Source organism: Streptomyces sp. TM32 (assembly GCF_004122755.1).
GTDB classification, from domain to species: Bacteria; Actinomycetota; Actinomycetes; order Streptomycetales; family Streptomycetaceae; genus Streptomyces; species Streptomyces sioyaensis.
This window is the reverse complement of record NZ_SDIG01000052.1, coordinates 19,577-35,399: the sequence shown is the minus strand read 5'-3', so window position 1 is coordinate 35,399 and position 15,823 is coordinate 19,577. Positions and strand designations below refer to the sequence as shown.

The window sequence follows — 15,823 nt, the reverse complement described above, 5'->3', positions numbered from 1 at the left end:
GCACCTCCCTCTACGGCGTCCCCACCGCCCCCGAACTTCCCGTCACCCGGCCGGCCCACGAGGCAGCCCGCACCCGTGTCCCGCGCCCCGCGCGGCATCCCGTACGGCACCGCGCGCCCGGCGTTCCGCCCGGTGACGATCCGTACGGCCCGCGACTGCGTCACCGCCGCCGAGCAGTATCTGAAGTGGCTGGGCTACGCCGATGTCGCACGGACCCAGGAGCGCACCGCCTCCGGCGTGGACCTGCGCGGTACGGGCGTGGTCGCGCAGGTCGACCCGACCACCCACGCCACCGCGCTGCGGGAGATCGAGTGCGTCTGGCTCAACGGCCTGAACGACTCGGCCCTCGCGGTCTTCTTCTCCCTCGCCGGCTACGCCGGCGACGCCCGGTCGCGCGCCGACGAACTCCGTCTCCCGCTGTTCGTCATGGACCTCACCGGCACCCCGCAGCCGGTCAACGACCCGGCCGACGAGCTGATCACATACGGCCCGGCCGGCCGGTGACCCGACCACGCGACACCCCCACATGACGAGGCGTCAGCTGTGCCCACCCCCGCCCGCCCCCTCTCCGGCGATAATGACGGAATGATCGACGCGAACACCCTGCGGGCCGTCTGCCTGGACTTCAACGGGGCGGCCGAGGAGTCCCCCTTCCCCCGGCACCCGGACGTGTCGACGTTCAAGGTCGGCGGCAGGATCTTCGCGCTGACGACGCTGACGCAGGCTCCGCTCACCGTGAGCCTCAAGTGCGAGCCCGAGCTGGCGGAGCGGCTGCGGGCCGCGCACCCTGAGGTGGTGCCCGGCTACCACCTCAACAAGCGCCACTGGAACACCGTTTCCCTGGACGGCTCGCTGCCCGACCGGCTCGTTCTCGACATGATCGAGGACTCGTACGACCTCGTGGTCGCCTCGCTTCCGCGCGCCCAGCGGCTGCTCCTCGACCGGCCGGGAGAGCGCCGGCCCTGAAGCGGGCCGGCGGCCGCTCAGTGCGGCACCCGCCCCAGGTCCCTGGCCAGCCGCTCGCGCAGCTCGACCTTGCGGACCTTGCCGCTGACCGTCATCGGGAAGGCGTCGACGATGTCGAGGTGGCGCGGCACCTTGTAGTGGGCGAGCCGGGAGCGGCAGAAGCGGGCCAACTCGTCGCGGGTGAGCGGGTCTTCGGGATCGCGCAGGATGACACAGGCCGCGATCTCCTCGCCGTACTTCTCGTCGGGGACCCCGACGACCTGGACGTCGGCGATCTTGGGATGGGTGTAGAGGAACTCCTCGATCTCGCGCGGGTAGACGTTCTCGCCGCCCCTGATGATCATGTCCTTGATGCGGCCGACGATCCGGACGTAGCCGTCGTCGTTCATCACGGCGAGATCGCCGGTGTGCATCCACCGGGCGGCATCGATGACCTCGGCGGTGCGCTCGGGCTCCTCCCAGTAGCCGAGCATCACGCTGTAGCCGCGGGTGCACAGCTCGCCCGGGGTACCGCGCGGCACGGTGACCCCGCTCGCCGGGTCGGCGATTTTCACCTCGATGTGCGGCAGCACCCGTCCGACGGTCTCGGTGCGGTGTGCGAGGTCGTCGTCGCGGCGGGTCTGGGTGGAGACCGGCGAGGTCTCGGTCATGCCGTAGCAGATGGAGACCTCGGCCATGTGCATCTCGGCGACGACCCGCTTCATCACCTCCTCGGGGCACGGCGAACCCGCCATGATGCCCGTACGCAGCGAAGAGAGGTCGTAGGAGCCGAAGTCGGGGTGGTTGAGCTCGGCGATGAACATGGTGGGGACGCCGTAGAGGGAGGTGCAGCGCTCGTCCTGGACGGTGCGCAGGGTGGTGGCGGCGTCGAAGGCGGGGGCCGGGATGACGATGCAGGCGCCGTGCGAGGTGCTGCCGAGGTTGCCCATGACCATGCCGAAGCAGTGGTAGAAGGGCACCGGCAGACACACCCGGTCCTGCTCGGTGTAGCCGAGGGTCTCGGCGACCCAGAAGCCGTTGTTGAGGATGTTGTGGTGGGAGAGGGTGGCGCCCTTGGGGAAGCCTGTGGTGCCGGAGGTGTACTGGATGTTGACCGGGTCGTCGGCGGTCAGGGTCTGTTCGCACTCCGCGAGCCGGGACTGCGGGACGGCGGCGCCGGCCGCCAGCAGCCCGCCCCAGGTGGGGTCGTCGAGGTAGACGACATCGCGCAGCGCCGGGCTCTCGGCGCGCACCTGCTCGATCATCCGGCGGTAGTCGCTGGTCTTGTGGTGGGTCGCGGAGACCAGGACCGTGATGCCGGCCTGCCGCAGGACGTAGCCCAACTCGTGGACGCGGTAGGCGGGGTTGACGTTGACGAGGATGGCGCCGATCTTCGCGGTCGCGTACTGGACGAGGACCCATTCGGCGCAGTTGGGGGCCCAGATGCCGACCCGGTCGCCCTTGGCGACGCCCTTGGCGAGCAGGCCGAGGGCCACCTCGTCGACCGCGCGGCCCAGTTCGGTGTAGGTCCAGCGGCGGCCGCTCGCCACCTCGACCAGCGCCTCGCGGTCGCCGAAACGGGCGAGGGCGCGGGCCAGATCGGTGCCGATGGTGTGGCCGAGCAGCGGTCGCCCGGCGGCGCCGCTGGCGTACGACAGTTCCTGGTGCGTGGGGCTCATCGGTGGTTCTCCTCCAGGGCGTCACGGGAGTGCGCGAAGAGCTGCTGGGCGCTCCCCGGTGCGAACGGCGGGATCTCGTCATCGGAGGCCGTGAAGGGATCGCCCCTGCCAAGGGATCTTCACCCCTCATCAGCCGGGGATCAACCCCTCCCCCGACCTCACGGCGCACAACCGTCCGACGCCCCGGCCGAGCGGGTGAACGTGGCTCCGGTGCGGACCTGCACACCGCGCGGGCGGGTTCCCCGCTGCCTTGCCGGGCGGTTCCGCGACGGTGAAGATGCGGGGGTTGTCGAAACCTGGGGAGGCGCTGTGGGTCTGGGGACGGTGGCGGTGACGGGCGCGGCGGGGAACATCGGTTCCGTGGTGCGGGAGGCGCTGCGGCGGGAGGCAGCCCGCTTGATCCTGGTCGACCGCGTCCCGCTGCGACCGGAGGCCGGGAACGAGGTCGTCCACACCGTCGACCTGCGGGACGCGGCTGCCGTGGAGTCGGCGCTCGCGGGGGCCGACCGCGTGCTCCACCTGGGCGGGGTCCCGGACGAGGCGCCGCTCCCCGAGCTGCTGGAGGCCAACGTGCTCGGCACCCACCACGTCCTGGAGGCGGCGCGCCGCACGGGAATCGAGCGGGTGGTGCTGGCCAGCAGTAACCGGGTGACCGGCTTCTACCCCGCGGGGCAGCACACCGGCCCGCGCGAGCCGGTACGCCCCGACGGTCTGTACGGGGTGAGCAAGGCGGCCGTCGAGGCCCTCGGGCGCATGTACGCCGACAAGTTCGGTCTGTCCGTGGTCTGCCTGCGCATCGGCAGCTTCGAGCACGCGCCCGCCGAGCCGCGGCATCTGGCGACCTGGCTGAGCCCGCGCGACGCCGTCGGCTATATCCGGGCCGCGCTGACCGCCCCGTCGTCCACCCGCTTCGCCACGGTGTACGCCGTCTCCGCCAACACCCGCCGCTTCTGGGAACTCCCCGATCCGGCGGTGCTCGGCTACACCCCCGTCGACGACGCCGAACTGCATGCCGGGGACATCCCCGGCTCGGATCTCCCGGCCGACCCGGCCGCACCCCAGGCCGGCCCCTACGCCCTGCCCGAGTTCACCCTGAAGCACCTCGGGCCCTGACCCACGCCGGATGCGCACGTGGCGCGGAGGTTCCCGGCCCCGCCCGCGTGCACCCCCGGGTCCGGAGCCTCGTGTTCACACGTCCGGATGGTCCGGCACCGGTGAGGACGCGACAGCATCGTCGAAGATCTGGTCCCGCGCCGAGACGACCAGCCTGTTGAGTGCGGTGGCCACGGCGAGCGTCTCGCCGGGCCGATCCGGGTCGGCGATCAGGTCGGTCGACTCGTCGAGGAAGGCCATCGCCTTCCGCATGAGGGCGTGCGCTTCAGGGGTCGCGGGCAGCGCGTCAGCTTTGATCAGGTTGAGCATCGTCTCCAACGCCCCGGCCAGCTCACGGACCGCTTCACGCATCTCGGTTTCGTCGGAATCCATGCGGCATACGATCGCGGTTCGGGGGTGAATGCGCCACCGCGCCTTTTCGGCTGAGGAGCATCGCCCCTGACTCCCCCACCAAGGGCGGGAGTTGAGCGTCCGTTCGGTGGCGTACATACGGACGTACGGGGGCGGGTGGTGCGGGACAGTGGTGAAGAGTGTGGGCATGGAGTTCTTCTGTTACCACCGCGATCGGCCCGGGTCCGTCGCACTGCGCCACGAGCTGCTGGAAGAGCACTGGTCCTACATGGACCGGTACGCAGCGGAGATGATCGCCCGCGGGCCCACCCTCGCCGGCGACGGCGACACACCCACCGGCAGCGTGCACGTCGTCGACCTGCCGGACCCCGCCGCCGCCCGCGCATTCGCCTTCGACGAGCCCGGTTACCAAGCCGGCGTGTACCGGGACGTGTTGCTGCGCCGGTGGCACAACACCCTCGGGCGCACCATGTGGGATTTCCCCGGCGGCCGGACCGGCGGCGACCGGTACCTGGTGCTCGGCCTCGGCACGGGGCCGGCCACCGACCTCGCCGTGCCGCCCGATCAGGACGAGCTCATCGCGTACGGGCCGCTGCTGTCCGACGACGGCACCGACTGGCTGGGCACGGCGGCGCTGGTCCGGGCGCCGGACGCGGACGCGGCACGCGCCGTCCTGACGCCGGACCGGTACGCCGACATCGAGGTCCACCACTGGCAGTTCGGCGGCCGGCCGTCATGACCCTGGCGTGGCACTCGGCCCCTGCCGCCGACGGTGCGGACAGGGGCCGAGCGCCACGCCAAGCCGGTTAGCGCACGGTGACGTTGAAGACGCTGGAGGCGGTCTTTCCGTTGACGATGCGCAGGTCGTTCTTGCCCTTCAGGCCGAGCTTGACGCCCAGCGAGTAGGTGCCCTTGTGCGTGACGGGCGCGGAGGCCGGCAGGGAGACCCACTTGCCGTGCTGCTTCTGCTGCAGGGTGACCTTGCTGCCCGCCTTGATGCCGGTCGTCTTGCCGGTGACACGGAACAGCGTCCATGCCTTGACCGAGGTCACCGACGGCTTCGCGGTGATGCCGGCCTTGGTGGCGGCAGCCTTCTGCGTGACGGAAGTGGTGGACGCCGCCGGGGTGGCGGCTATGGCGGCGGTGCCCGCCAGGGCAACGGCTGCCGCGCTGAGGGCGCCGACGGCAGCAATACGCAGGGAGTGCCGCTTGGTGACGATCATGGATGTCCCTTTCGGTAACGATGGTGGGTGTTCACGCTCAAAAGCTCATATCTGCACATTCGCGTGACTCTCGACCGAATAGATGCGCACTCAGCCGCGTGCGTTGTGGCCCCGGTGTCACTGTCTTGTAACAGGCGCGAGGGGGCCCGGAGACGGGACCGACGACCGCGTCGGCGCTGGTCGGCACTCCCGCCCACCGCGACTTCGGCAGGCCCGCCAGGGAGGGGAGGCTGCGGCGACGGTGTGCCTACGCGCCCGGGGGCCGCTGCACCGCCAGTGCGGCCATATCGTCCGCCGTCGCCCGCCGGTGTGCCGGCCGACCTCCTCGATGAGGGCGTCGAGGAGGCCGTCCGGCCCGGCGGGCGGGCATCCCCTGGGTGGCCTCCGCGACATCCCGCACGGACGCCGGCTCGGCTTCACGCAGCCGTACGACCCGGTTGAGACCGAGCGCCGGCAGAGCCACGACGAGGACCGTGGCCACCTCCGTCAGCGACGCCTCGTAGCCGACGTTGCCTCTGTCCCCTCCCGCCCCGAGTCAAATGAGGACCGGCGAGCCGGTCGGCTGCGGTCCGCCGTCATGTGGACGGGCTGCCCAACTCGGTGCCCCCCGACGGCATGGAATCCATCCGGTGCCCGCCGCCCCACGGGCGCACCCTCAACTGACCCCTCGGTCCCGCCCGGACCAGTACGGCTGCCGGAGCTTGAACTTCTGGATCTTGCCGGTGGCGGTACGGGGGATGCTGTCCCGGAACTCCACCGAGGTCGGGGCCTTGTAGCCGGCCATCCGCTGCTTGCAGTGGGCGATGATGTCGGCCTCCTGCGCGGTCGCGCCCTCGGCGAGGACCACCAGGGCCTTGATCGTCTCGCCCCACTTCTCGTGCGGTACGCCGATGACGGCGACCTCGGCGACGGCCGGGTGGCGGAAGATCGTGTCCTCCACCTCGATCGACGACACGTTCTCGCCGCCGGTGATGATCACGTCCTTCTTCCGGTCGGAGATCGTGAGGTGGCCGTCGGTCTCGTCGAGGGTGCCGCCGTCGCCGGTGTGGAACCAGCCGTCCTCCAGCACGTCCGCCGTCTCCTCCGGCTTGTCCCAATACCCGCCCAGCACCGTGTTCGACCGGGCCAGGACCTCACCGGACTCCGAGACCTTCAGCCTGACGCCGAGGGCGGGCAGGCCCGCGCGGCCGAGTTTGCGGGCGCGTTCCTCGGCGGGGAGGTCCAGGTCGGCGGGCCGGGTGCGGTTGAAGGTGAGCACCGGCGAGGTCTCGGTCAGGCCGTAGAGCTGGATGAACTCCCAGCCCAGTTCCTCCTCCACGCGCTGGATCGTCCTGGTCGGCGGCGGGGCGCCCGCGCAGACGATCCGCACCCGGTCACGGCCCGGGATCGCGCCCTCCCAGGTCGCCGCCGCGTCCAGCACCAGGTTCCAGACGGCCGGGGCACCGCACATGAGCGTGACCCCGTGCTCCGCCACCCGCCGCAGGATCTCCGCACCCTCGACCTTGCGCAGCACCACCTGCTTCGCGCCCAGACCCGCCATCACGTACGGCATTCCCCAGCCGTTGCAGTGGAACATCGGCAGCGTGTGCAGATAGACGTCGCGCTCCCAGGCCCGTGTGTGCAGGCCGAAGGTGAGGCCGTTGACCCAGATGTTGCGGTGGGTCAGCTGCACGCCCTTGGGTCGCGCGGTGGTACCCGAGGTGTAGTTGATGGTCGCGGTGGCGTCCTCGTCCGGGTGCGCCCAGGGACGCTGCTCGACGCCGAAGCGCATCAGTTGGGTCTCGGTCTGCTCGCCGAGGACGAAGCGGTGGCGCGCCGTGACGCCGGAGAGCGCCTCGTCCAGCTCCGGGTCGACGAGCAGGACCGAGGACCCGCTCTGCTGCACCACGTAATCGACCTCGTCGGGCTTGAGGCGGAAGTTCACCGGCACACAGATCCGGCCGCTCATCGGCACCGCGAACAGCAGCTCCAGCAGGCGCGCGGAGTTGTGGGCGGCCACCGCCACCCGTTCGCCCTCCCCCACTCCGAGCGCGTCCAGGCCCGCCTGCCAGGCACGGACGCGTTCGGCGAACCGCCCGTACGTCGATGCGGGCACGGGCGGGGCGGGTTGCTGCGGTTCGTCGATCACTCCGGGGCTGTCGCGGAACCCCAGCTCGGCCCGGTCGAGGAAGTCCGCGATCGTCATCGGTGTCCGCATGCTCTCTCCTGCGTTCGGCTGACCTGAACCACATGTCTGCTGACTGGAAGGAGTGTGGCAGTTGCCGGGGCGCGGACGGCTGAAGCAGCAACTTTTCCTCATGGGAGGCCAAGCGGCCGGCCGCGGGGGAAGGGGAAGACGCCCCGGCCGTGGCCCGGCGGACGGGTGCGCTGCCGTAGGGCGCCGGGCCGGCCCTCCCCCGTGCGGGCCGGCCCCGTCCGTCGGCTACTTGTCGGCGGTCAGCGTGCCCGCCGCACCCCAGCTGTCGGTGGGCACCTCCTGGATCCAGACCTGGACGGTGTCGGCGGGGATCTTGTACGCGTCGACGAAGGCGTCGGTGATCTGCTTGACCAGCTCCCGCTTCAGCTCGACGCTGCGCGGACCCTGCTGGACGGTGACGATCGGCATGAGGGAACTCCCTTGTCGGAGGCGGCCGTCCGGGAAACCCGGCACCTGGTTCCGTGCCCGACTCTCCCGGCTCCGCCCCGGTTTCCCCGGGCTCCTGGTGGTGCCCGGCGTGCCCTCAGTCCATCGCGGACGGCCGTCGCGACCAAGAAGCAGAACGCGCATCCAGCGATCACCGATCGAGATCGGACCCCGCGCCGTCGTCCCGCACCGCGCAGGCCCGCAGCAGCAGATCCAGGCCGGCGGGCGGGTCGTTACGGCGCACCGCGAGGAAGGTGGTGAGCTCCATGCCGGGGTCGCGGAACGGCAGGAAGGCGGCCCGGGGGACGCTCAGCCGGCGGGCGTGCGCGGCGTAGACGACGGTCCACAGGCCGTCGTCCGCCGGGCCGCAGGCCCCGATGGCGGTCAGGGCGTCGTCCAGCGAGCCGAAGGAGGGGCCCGGGACGGGTCCGAAGCCGGCCTCCTGGCAGGCGTGGACCACCAGGTCGACCAGCGCCCGGTTGGTGCGCCGCGCGGTCAACACCAGGGGGACGGAGGCCAGTTGGCCGAGCCGGACGGGTCCGGGGGCGGCGGCCAGCGGGTGCCGGGCCGGGACGACAGCCACCAGCGGGTCCTGCCACAGCGGGACGAAGCGCAGGTCCGCACGGCCGCCGCCGTCCGGCTCACCGCGGAGGAACGCGGCATCCAGCTCGCCGGACGCCACCCGGTCGAGCCGCTCCCGGGCCCGCGCGGACACCAGCTCCACCCCGGTCTCGGGGGCCAGGCCGGCCAGCGCGTCCAGCACCCGGTCCAGATGGGTGCCCAGGCCCGTGCTCGTCCCCAGGCGCAGGGTGGCGGCGCGGCCGGCGGCCGCCCCGGCGACGGCGGCCCGCGCACGCTTCTCGGCGGCGAGCAGCGCCCGCGCCTCGGGAAGGAACCGCTCGCCGGCGGCCGTCAGCCGCACCTGCCGCGCCGAACGGTCGAACAGCTCGACCGCCAGCTCCCGTTCCAGCCGCCGGACCTGCTGGCTGACCGCCGACTGCACGATGTGCAGCCGCTCCGCCGCCCGCCCGAAGTGCAGCTCCTGGGCGACCATGACGAAGTACCGCACCTGCCGAAGCTCCACCGCTCCCCCGTCCCCGGCCGGGTTCCGGCCCGGTGCGGGCCTGTCGGGGGCCGTCCCCCGGCCGGTCAATTCCCTTGCCGCGCCGTCCGCGGCCCCGACATCATCCCCCCATGATCGACGCCACCGCACTCTCCGGGAAGCCCGTACTGACCGGCGCCCGGATCCGTCTCGTACCGCTTTCGGCGCAGCATGCGGACGCCTTTTACGCCGCCTGTCATGACCCGCAGACGCGCCGGCTGACCGGCACCCACCACGACTTCACGCGGCAGGAGATCGAGGACTGGTGCGCCGGATGCGCCGACCGCGCGGACCGGCTCGACCTCGCCGTCGAGGACCGGGAGAGCGGTGCGTTCCTGGGCGAACTCGCGCTGAGCCGGATCGACCGGGACAACGCCCACGGGGTGTTCCGGATCGCCCTCGTCCCGCACGCCACCGACCGCGGCATCGGCAGCGAGGCGATACGGCTGCTGCTCGCCCACGCCTTCGACCGGGTGGGTCTGCACCGCGTCCAGCTGGAGGTCTTCGACTACAACCCGCGCGCCCGGCGGGCCTACGAGAAGTGCGGCTTCGAGGTGGAGGGCCGGCTGCGCGAGGCCCTCCACTGGGACGGCGAGTGGCACGACGTGCTGGTGATGGCGGCACTGCGGACGCGGCGGGGGCCGGACGGGACCTAGGTGTGCTGCCCCGGAACGAACCGGCCGCGACCGCAGAAGGCCCGGCCCAGAGCACACTTATCTCTGCTGGGTCCGACTTGAGTATGAGGCGGTTACTGGACCCCCAGACGGATTCACGCTACGACGCCGCACCTCTAGGGTTCTGACCGTTGGGTGTCGAGTACCGGAATGAGCATCGCTCAAAGGGCAAGGTGCTGGTTTTCGTGGAGTATTCGACCGGCCTCGTTTGTGGAGCGGATGTAAATCCAATGAAACTTCTCAGTAGGACAGGGCTGGCCGGTGCCGTTGCGGTGGTTTCCGCCGTCACGGTGGTGGCGGGTACAGCTTTCGGGGGCTCCTCGGGGTCATCGGCCCCTGGCAACGGGACTTCTCCCGCGGCGGCCGGAACGAAGGGCGCTTCCAGCGCGGGAGATTCCTTGTTCCCGCTCTCCGGTAATGGCGGCTACGACGTCTCCCACTATGACCTGAAGCTCGGTTACGACCCCAAGAGCCGCAGTCTTGACGGGCGTGCGGTCATTACGGCTCGTACCACGCAGCCCCTGACCCGATTCAATCTCGACCTGGAGGGTCTGACTGTCAAAAGCGTCAAGGTCAACCAGGCCGGGGCTGACTTTCGGCGTGACGGGCAGGAGTTGGTCATCACTCCGGAGCGCCCCCTGAACAAGGGCGAGCGTTTCAGAGTCGACGTCACCTACGAAGGCATACCCAAGCCGCTCAAACAGCATGGGATGCCCCTCGGGTGGATCGCCACCGACGACGGAGCATTCGTCGGCAGCCAGCCCAATGGCGCCATGACGTGGTTCCCCGTCAATGACCATCCCAAGGACAAAGCCTCCTACGACTTCACCCTCACCGTCCCCCAGGGAAGTACCGCGGTGGCCAACGGTACGTACGGCGGGCAGAAGACGGCGCACGGGCGCACCACCTTCCGCTGGAAGCAGCGAGAGCCGATGGCCTCGTACGCGGCTACCGTGGCGGTGGGCAGGTTCAAGGTCCAGAAGTACACGACGCCGGGCGGCCTGGAGTTCTACAACGCCGTTGACCCGCGCGAGGCGAAGGCGTGGCCGGCGATCAAGAAGTTGCCCTCGGTGCTGGACTGGGCCGGGAAGCTCTTCGGTCCCTACCCGTTCAAGTCGGCGGGAGTCATAGTGCCCCACTCCCAGGCATGGGGCGGATTCACAGCCTTGGAAACCCAAGGTCGCCCGCTGTACCCCAGCAGCCTGTCCGGTGACGGGTTGGGACTGATGGTGCATGAGAGTGCCCACCAGTGGTTCGGGGACTCGGTTTCCCTGAAGAATTGGAAGGACATCTGGCTCAACGAGGGTTTCGCGACCTACGCGGAGTGGCTCTACAAAGAACAGCACGGTGGTGACAGCGCACAGAAGAGCTTCGACAAGTCCTACTCGAAGCCCGCGAACAATGCGGTGTGGAAGGTTCCCGTGGCCTCTCCGCAAAGCGCTGATCAGCTCTTCATGCCCCCCGTCTATGAGCGGGGCGCCATGGCACTGCACAAACTACGCACCACCGTCGGCGACGACACCTTCTTCCGGATCCTCCGCAGCTGGGCATCCAGTCACCGGGGCGGTAATGCCACCACGAGGCAGTTCATCAGCCTTGCGGAAAGGCTGTCCCACAAGGATCTCGGTCCACTGTTCCGCACCTGGATCCACACCCAGGGCAAGCCGTCCCGGCCCTAGTTGTATTGACCCGCAAGGTTCCGCCTGGCCCGCCGCGGGCCTGCTTACGTCACGCTTGAATGGTGGGCCCGATGAGGCGATCGCCGGACAGCAGCGTGCCTGCTTGCTTGACGTGCCGTAGGACAGGTGACACTTCCATACTCTGCAGACCAGGCAGGGCCCCGATGCGATCCGACGTGAATTCGAAGAGTTCGTCGAGGTCTCGGCAGTGGGCAACGGCATGGACGTTGTAGGGGCCGGAGATGGCCGCCGCGAAAGCGATCTCCGGCTCCCGGGCCAGCGAGCGTCCGACGTTCTTCACCTCTGACGGATGCACCCGCAACCACAGGTTGGCCCGCGCGTGATAGCCCAAAGCTGCTGGGGCGATCTCGACGTCGAGGTGGACGACGCGTTCCTTGAGCAGGAAGCGGAGTCGGCGGGAGACGCGGCCTGGTGTGGAGTCCGCCGCTGTGGCGAGGGTGACGAGACTGGCCCGACCGTCCGCAGCGAGCGCGTCAAGGATCTTCTCGTCTTCGGCGGTCAGGTGTACGGCGGCATCAGTGACCACCGGAGACTCCGTGAACGGGGGGCCGTCACTCCCGAGCATGGCTTCCTGCTTCGGGGACAGCGCGCCGTGGAGTGCCGCCCAGTAGTGACCGCGGCCTCCCATGAACTGGCGGAGCATGGCGAAGGCATTGATGTCGAGCACCGCCGCGGTGCGCGGAAGTCGCTGGCCGAGCAGTTCTTCGCGCTGCGCTTGATCCCGTGACTGAGTCGCGCACGTGACTTCGGAGCCCGCTGCGCCAAGAGCTACCCAATTGACATCGTCCCGCTTGGCGAGCGCGCCCGCGATCGCCCCGACGCTGCCGGGCCGGCAGCGCAGTCGTACCAGCCATCTGCTTTGCCCCAACGCTCCCGGGTTGACCACGCCGATGACGCGGATGACGCCGTCGGCGAGCAGGCGCCGATATCGGCGGTTGACGGCGCCTTCGGTGAGGCCGAGCGCGGCTGCTATCGAGGCGAAGGAGGCTCTCGGGGCGATCTGCAGCGCCCGAATGATTCGCACATCGTCGTGCTGGATTACGTGGGATTCAGACATTGATGCACCTGCCATAGCGGGAATCCTGCAAATCGCCCTGCCAGGATCTCACCCGCGGCAGCACGCCGAGCAGACTTGCTCCGTACCGATGAAGAGCCACAGCAGTGCGTATTCCGGTGTCGCCCCCACGCGGTCTCGGTCGAGGACGCACGAAGTGAACTCGCGACGTAAAGGAACGGAGATGACGCTCCATGTCATCGACTGCCACAGGGCAGCACATGTCGACCGCCCTCATCGTCGGGGCCTCGCGCGGCCTCGGCCACGCGATGGCGGCTGAATTCCTCGGCCGAGGATGGCACGTCATCGGCACGGTCCGCGACACCTCTGCGCGAACGCCCCTGCACGATCTCGCCGACCGGGCCGAGGGCCGCGTCACCATCGAGCACCTCGACATCAACGAGCCCGACCACCTTGCGCCGCTGCACGAGCGTCTTGCGGAACGCCGGCTCGACCTGCTCTTCGTCAACGCCGGCACCACGAACAATGAGCAGACACCCCTCGGCAAGGTGGCGACGGACGATTTCGTCGAGGTGATGATCACCAACGCTCTCAGCCCCATACGCGTCATCGAGGCGCTCGAAGACCTGGTGTCCCACACCGGCCTCATCGGAGCGATGTCGTCCGGGCAGGGCAGCATCACGAACAACACGACCGCAGGCCGTGAGGTGTACCGGGGAAGCAAAGCGGCCTTGAACATGTTCATGCGCAGCTTCGCGATCCGGCAGGCGGGGACACAGCGCGGCTTCGCCCTCCTGGCACCGGGCTGGATCCGCACCGCGCTCGGGGGGCCCGACGCTCCGTTCACCGTCGAAGAGAGCGCCCCGCTGCTGGTGAACGTCCTGCTGTCCAAACTGGGCACTCCTGGCCTGGCGTATCTGGACCGCTCGGGTCGGACAGTGCCCTGGTAAGCCCCACCGAGCGAACCCTTGCGGGTGGCCCTGACGACCAGCAGGCACCGCACGCGGTCTCCTCACTCGGAACCCCTCACCCGCGTCTGACGTGGCCAACACACAGGAGAATGCGAAGCATTGACGGCTCTGCCTCTCATCGCCATCGAAGAACACTGGATCATGCCGGACGTGACGTCCGGCCTCCGAGCTGTGCCGCAGCCTGACGAAAGCCTTGCCTTCAACGAGATGGGCGACAACCAGGAGCGTCTGGAGGACCTGGGAGCCGGCCGCATCGCGGCCATGGATGCTCAGGGAATCGACATGTCCGTCCTCGCCCTGACACCGCCGGGAGTCCAGCCGCTGCCGCCCAGGGAGGCACTGGCTCTCAGCCGCGCCGCGAACGATATGGCCGCAGCGGCCGTCGCCCGGCACCCGACCCGTTTTCGCTCGCTGTCCACTCTCCCCATGTCGGCACCCAAGGACGTCGTGGGCGAGCTGGAAAGAGCTGCGGCCATGGGGCACGTAGGCACCATGGTCTATGGCCGATCGGGCGACCTGTTCCTCGACGACCCCGCCTATGACGACTTTTTCTCCGCCGCATCAGAACTCGGCCAGCCCGTGTTCATCCATCCGCAGCTGCCCTCGACCGCGGTCCGAGACGCCTCCTATCGTGGATTCGACCCCATGACGGACCTGGCCCTCGCCACTTTCGGGTGGGGGTGGCACCTGGACGCCGCCATTGCGGTACTCCGGCTGATGCTGCGAGGAACGTTCGACCGTCATCCCGACCTTCAAGTCGTGCTCGGACACTGGGGAGAGATGCTGCTCTTCTGGCTCGACCGGGCTGACAGCCTTCCCCGTGTCGCCGGGTTGGCGCGATCCATATCGGACTACGTCCGGTCAAACCTCTATGTCACCACCTCCGGCATGCTCAATCCGGCGTTCCTTCAGCACGCCCTGTCCGTCACCTCCGTCGACCGGTTGATCTTCTCGACCGACTACCCGTTCCAACGACCCACCAGAGAAGAAATCGATTCCTTCCTGAATCACTTCTCGTCAGAAGCGGAACGCAAGCAGTTCTCGTCGGCCAACGCGGCATCCCTGTACGGGATTGCCGTCTAGGCAGTGAGGGAGGTGGTGAGCAAGGCGGACGGCCGCCCGGCTCCGACCGCGAGGGCCAGGATCGAGGTGGCGTGCGGCTCAGTCGTTGTCCGCCGTGAACGGCAGCCACTCGGTCTCCAGGGCGGCGTCCAGCCGGCGGACCGCCCCCGGGGTGTGCTCGGTGACCAGACCGGCGTGCGCGGCGCGCCGGAGCGGGGTGCCGCCCAGGAAGACGGCGCTCAACTCCCGGACGTCCAGGGCGAGATCGGGGTCCTCCGTGGTCGGCGTCCAGGTGGCGCGGGCGGGTGTGGCGGTCAGCCGGAAGCGGCCGGCGTTGGCGGGCAGCGCACGGTCGCTCAGGTCGAGGACGAGGTCGACGGGCGCCGCCCAGGAACGGGCGGTCAGCGCGGCGCGGACGTCCACGAGCCGGAGCCACAGACAGGGTTCCTGGCCGGTGACGCGTACCTGGTCGCGGTCGGCGGCGAGGCTGAACAGCAGGTCGTCGGCGGGTCGGGCGTGGATCCGTACGGTCGAGGTGAGGTCGATGGCGGCGAGGTAGGACCACAGGGCGGCGGCGGCCGGTGCGGACTCCGCCTCCAGCTCCTCCACCGCGACCGCGCCGGGGCGGCTGTCGTTCGCGGAGCGGGTGCGGTAGACCGCGTAGCCGCCGGGCGCCTCTCCGTCCGCGCCCAGCACCACCACGCGCACCGCCCCGAAGCCGTCCCGTTCGTCTTCACTGCGGGCGCCGTCGAGGTCCAGCACCTGCCTGCGCCACCAGGTCTCGTCGCGGGTGAACCGGCCCGCGCGGTCGGCCAGGCTCGCGTCGTAGCGGGCGGGGAGCAGGGTGGGTGCCGCGGCCGGATCGATCAGCCGCAGCGGACGGCGGTCGGCCGCGATCCGCAGCGCGAGCGGCCGGGAGGAGTCGATCTCCACGCGGTACGCCTCGGTGGCCGCGGCGAAGCCGAAGCGGCCGTAGATGGCGCTCTCGGAGGCCCACAGACAGGCAAGCGGCTGCCCGTCGGCGGCGCAGCGGCGCCACAGCTCGTCGATCATCGACGTCAGCACCCCGCGGCGCCGGTGGGTGGGCGCCACGGACACGAAGTCGAGGGCGGCACACGGGAGTTGACTGCCCGGGACGGAGAGCGTGAGGCGGTGGGCGCCGGCCACCCCGGTCAGCCGCCCCTCGTGCCGCGCGCCGATGCGGGTGCTCTCCCGCAGCAGTTGGCGGTGGTAGGTGCGGGTCTTGTCGGGGAGCGTCAGATGGAACGCGAGGTAGACGAGGTCCAGGGCCTGGTCGAGGTCCTCTTCGGGGATGTCCCCGAGGTGGGGGGGCGGTGCGGGTGTCGTCGTGGGTCACCCGGGGAC

General features: G+C 70.0%; 15 protein-coding genes and 1 pseudogene. 8 read left to right on the top strand and 8 right to left on the bottom strand.

The features are described from left to right. Both EST92_RS14580 and EST92_RS14575 read left to right on the top strand, forming a co-directional pair. Positions 1-504 (top strand): annotated as a pseudogene (locus EST92_RS14580) (hypothetical protein); the annotation flags it as partial. Between the two features lie 81 nt (positions 505-585). Beyond that, a complete protein-coding gene (locus EST92_RS14575; RefSeq protein ID WP_129281358.1) occupies positions 586-966 on the top strand; it encodes an MmcQ/YjbR family DNA-binding protein in 381 nt (126 codons plus the stop codon). 17 nt (positions 967-983) lie between these two features. Here the strand turns inward: EST92_RS14575 and EST92_RS14570 are convergent, their stop codons facing one another. After that, a complete protein-coding gene (locus EST92_RS14570) occupies positions 984-2,624 on the bottom strand; it encodes an AMP-binding protein (RefSeq protein WP_129281357.1) in 1,641 nt (546 codons plus the stop codon). Between the two features lie 309 nt (positions 2,625-2,933). Here EST92_RS14570 and EST92_RS14565 point away from each other — a divergent pair, with 309 nt between their 5' ends. Continuing rightward, positions 2,934-3,737, top strand: coding sequence for an NAD(P)-dependent oxidoreductase (locus EST92_RS14565; RefSeq protein ID WP_129281356.1), 804 nt, complete (start codon positions 2,934-2,936; stop codon positions 3,735-3,737). A 75-nt stretch (positions 3,738-3,812) separates the two neighbouring features. Here the strand turns inward: EST92_RS14565 and EST92_RS14560 are convergent, their stop codons facing one another. Then, positions 3,813-4,109, bottom strand: a complete 297-nt coding sequence (locus tag EST92_RS14560) for a hypothetical protein (RefSeq protein ID WP_129281355.1) — start codon at positions 4,107-4,109, stop codon at positions 3,813-3,815. Positions 4,110-4,275: 166 nt separating this feature from the next. On the opposite strand from EST92_RS14560, the gene EST92_RS14555 reads away from it, so the two are divergent. Next, on the top strand, positions 4,276-4,827 hold the full coding sequence (locus EST92_RS14555; protein ID WP_129281354.1) for a YciI family protein: 552 nt from the start codon (positions 4,276-4,278) through the stop codon (positions 4,825-4,827). A 67-nt stretch (positions 4,828-4,894) separates the two neighbouring features. On the opposite strand, the gene EST92_RS14550 is transcribed toward EST92_RS14555, so the two are convergent. From EST92_RS14550 to EST92_RS14535, 4 genes are all read right to left on the bottom strand, one after another. Further along, complete coding sequence (locus EST92_RS14550; RefSeq protein WP_129281353.1) at positions 4,895-5,311, bottom strand: hypothetical protein; 417 nt, start codon at positions 5,309-5,311, stop codon at positions 4,895-4,897. A gap of 655 nt (positions 5,312-5,966) precedes the next feature. Beyond that, the gene (locus EST92_RS14545; protein WP_129281352.1) at positions 5,967-7,508 is read right to left on the bottom strand and encodes an AMP-binding protein; all 1,542 of its coding nucleotides are present in this window, start codon (positions 7,506-7,508) and stop codon (positions 5,967-5,969) included. 225 nt (positions 7,509-7,733) lie between these two features. Then, positions 7,734-7,916: a 4-oxalocrotonate tautomerase DmpI gene (gene dmpI, locus EST92_RS14540; protein WP_129281351.1), complete on the bottom strand. Its 183-nt coding sequence runs from the start codon at positions 7,914-7,916 to the stop codon at positions 7,734-7,736. A gap of 169 nt (positions 7,917-8,085) precedes the next feature. After that, positions 8,086-9,018, bottom strand: coding sequence for a LysR family transcriptional regulator (locus EST92_RS14535; RefSeq protein ID WP_129281350.1), 933 nt, complete (start codon positions 9,016-9,018; stop codon positions 8,086-8,088). Positions 9,019-9,128: 110 nt separating this feature from the next. Between EST92_RS14535 and EST92_RS14530 the strand changes: the two genes are divergently transcribed. Both EST92_RS14530 and EST92_RS14525 read left to right on the top strand, forming a co-directional pair. Continuing rightward, the gene (locus tag EST92_RS14530; RefSeq protein ID WP_129281349.1) at positions 9,129-9,692 is read left to right on the top strand and encodes a GNAT family protein; all 564 of its coding nucleotides are present in this window, start codon (positions 9,129-9,131) and stop codon (positions 9,690-9,692) included. Between the two features lie 311 nt (positions 9,693-10,003). Next, positions 10,004-11,389: a M1 family metallopeptidase gene (locus tag EST92_RS14525; protein WP_254068814.1), complete on the top strand. Its 1,386-nt coding sequence runs from the start codon at positions 10,004-10,006 to the stop codon at positions 11,387-11,389. Positions 11,390-11,438: 49 nt separating this feature from the next. Here the strand turns inward: EST92_RS14525 and EST92_RS14520 are convergent, their stop codons facing one another. Next, positions 11,439-12,467, bottom strand: a complete 1,029-nt coding sequence (locus EST92_RS14520) for an Lrp/AsnC family transcriptional regulator (protein ID WP_254068813.1) — start codon at positions 12,465-12,467, stop codon at positions 11,439-11,441. 191 nt (positions 12,468-12,658) lie between these two features. Here EST92_RS14520 and EST92_RS14515 point away from each other — a divergent pair, with 191 nt between their 5' ends. Both EST92_RS14515 and EST92_RS14510 read left to right on the top strand, forming a co-directional pair. Continuing rightward, positions 12,659-13,375, top strand: coding sequence for an SDR family NAD(P)-dependent oxidoreductase (locus EST92_RS14515; RefSeq protein WP_129281347.1), 717 nt, complete (start codon positions 12,659-12,661; stop codon positions 13,373-13,375). A gap of 120 nt (positions 13,376-13,495) precedes the next feature. Then, positions 13,496-14,479, top strand: a complete 984-nt coding sequence (locus EST92_RS14510) for an amidohydrolase family protein (protein ID WP_254068812.1) — start codon at positions 13,496-13,498, stop codon at positions 14,477-14,479. A 78-nt stretch (positions 14,480-14,557) separates the two neighbouring features. Here the strand turns inward: EST92_RS14510 and EST92_RS14505 are convergent, their stop codons facing one another. Further along, positions 14,558-15,772: a GNAT family N-acetyltransferase gene (locus EST92_RS14505; protein ID WP_129281346.1), complete on the bottom strand. Its 1,215-nt coding sequence runs from the start codon at positions 15,770-15,772 to the stop codon at positions 14,558-14,560. Positions 15,773-15,823: the final 51 nt, after the last annotated feature.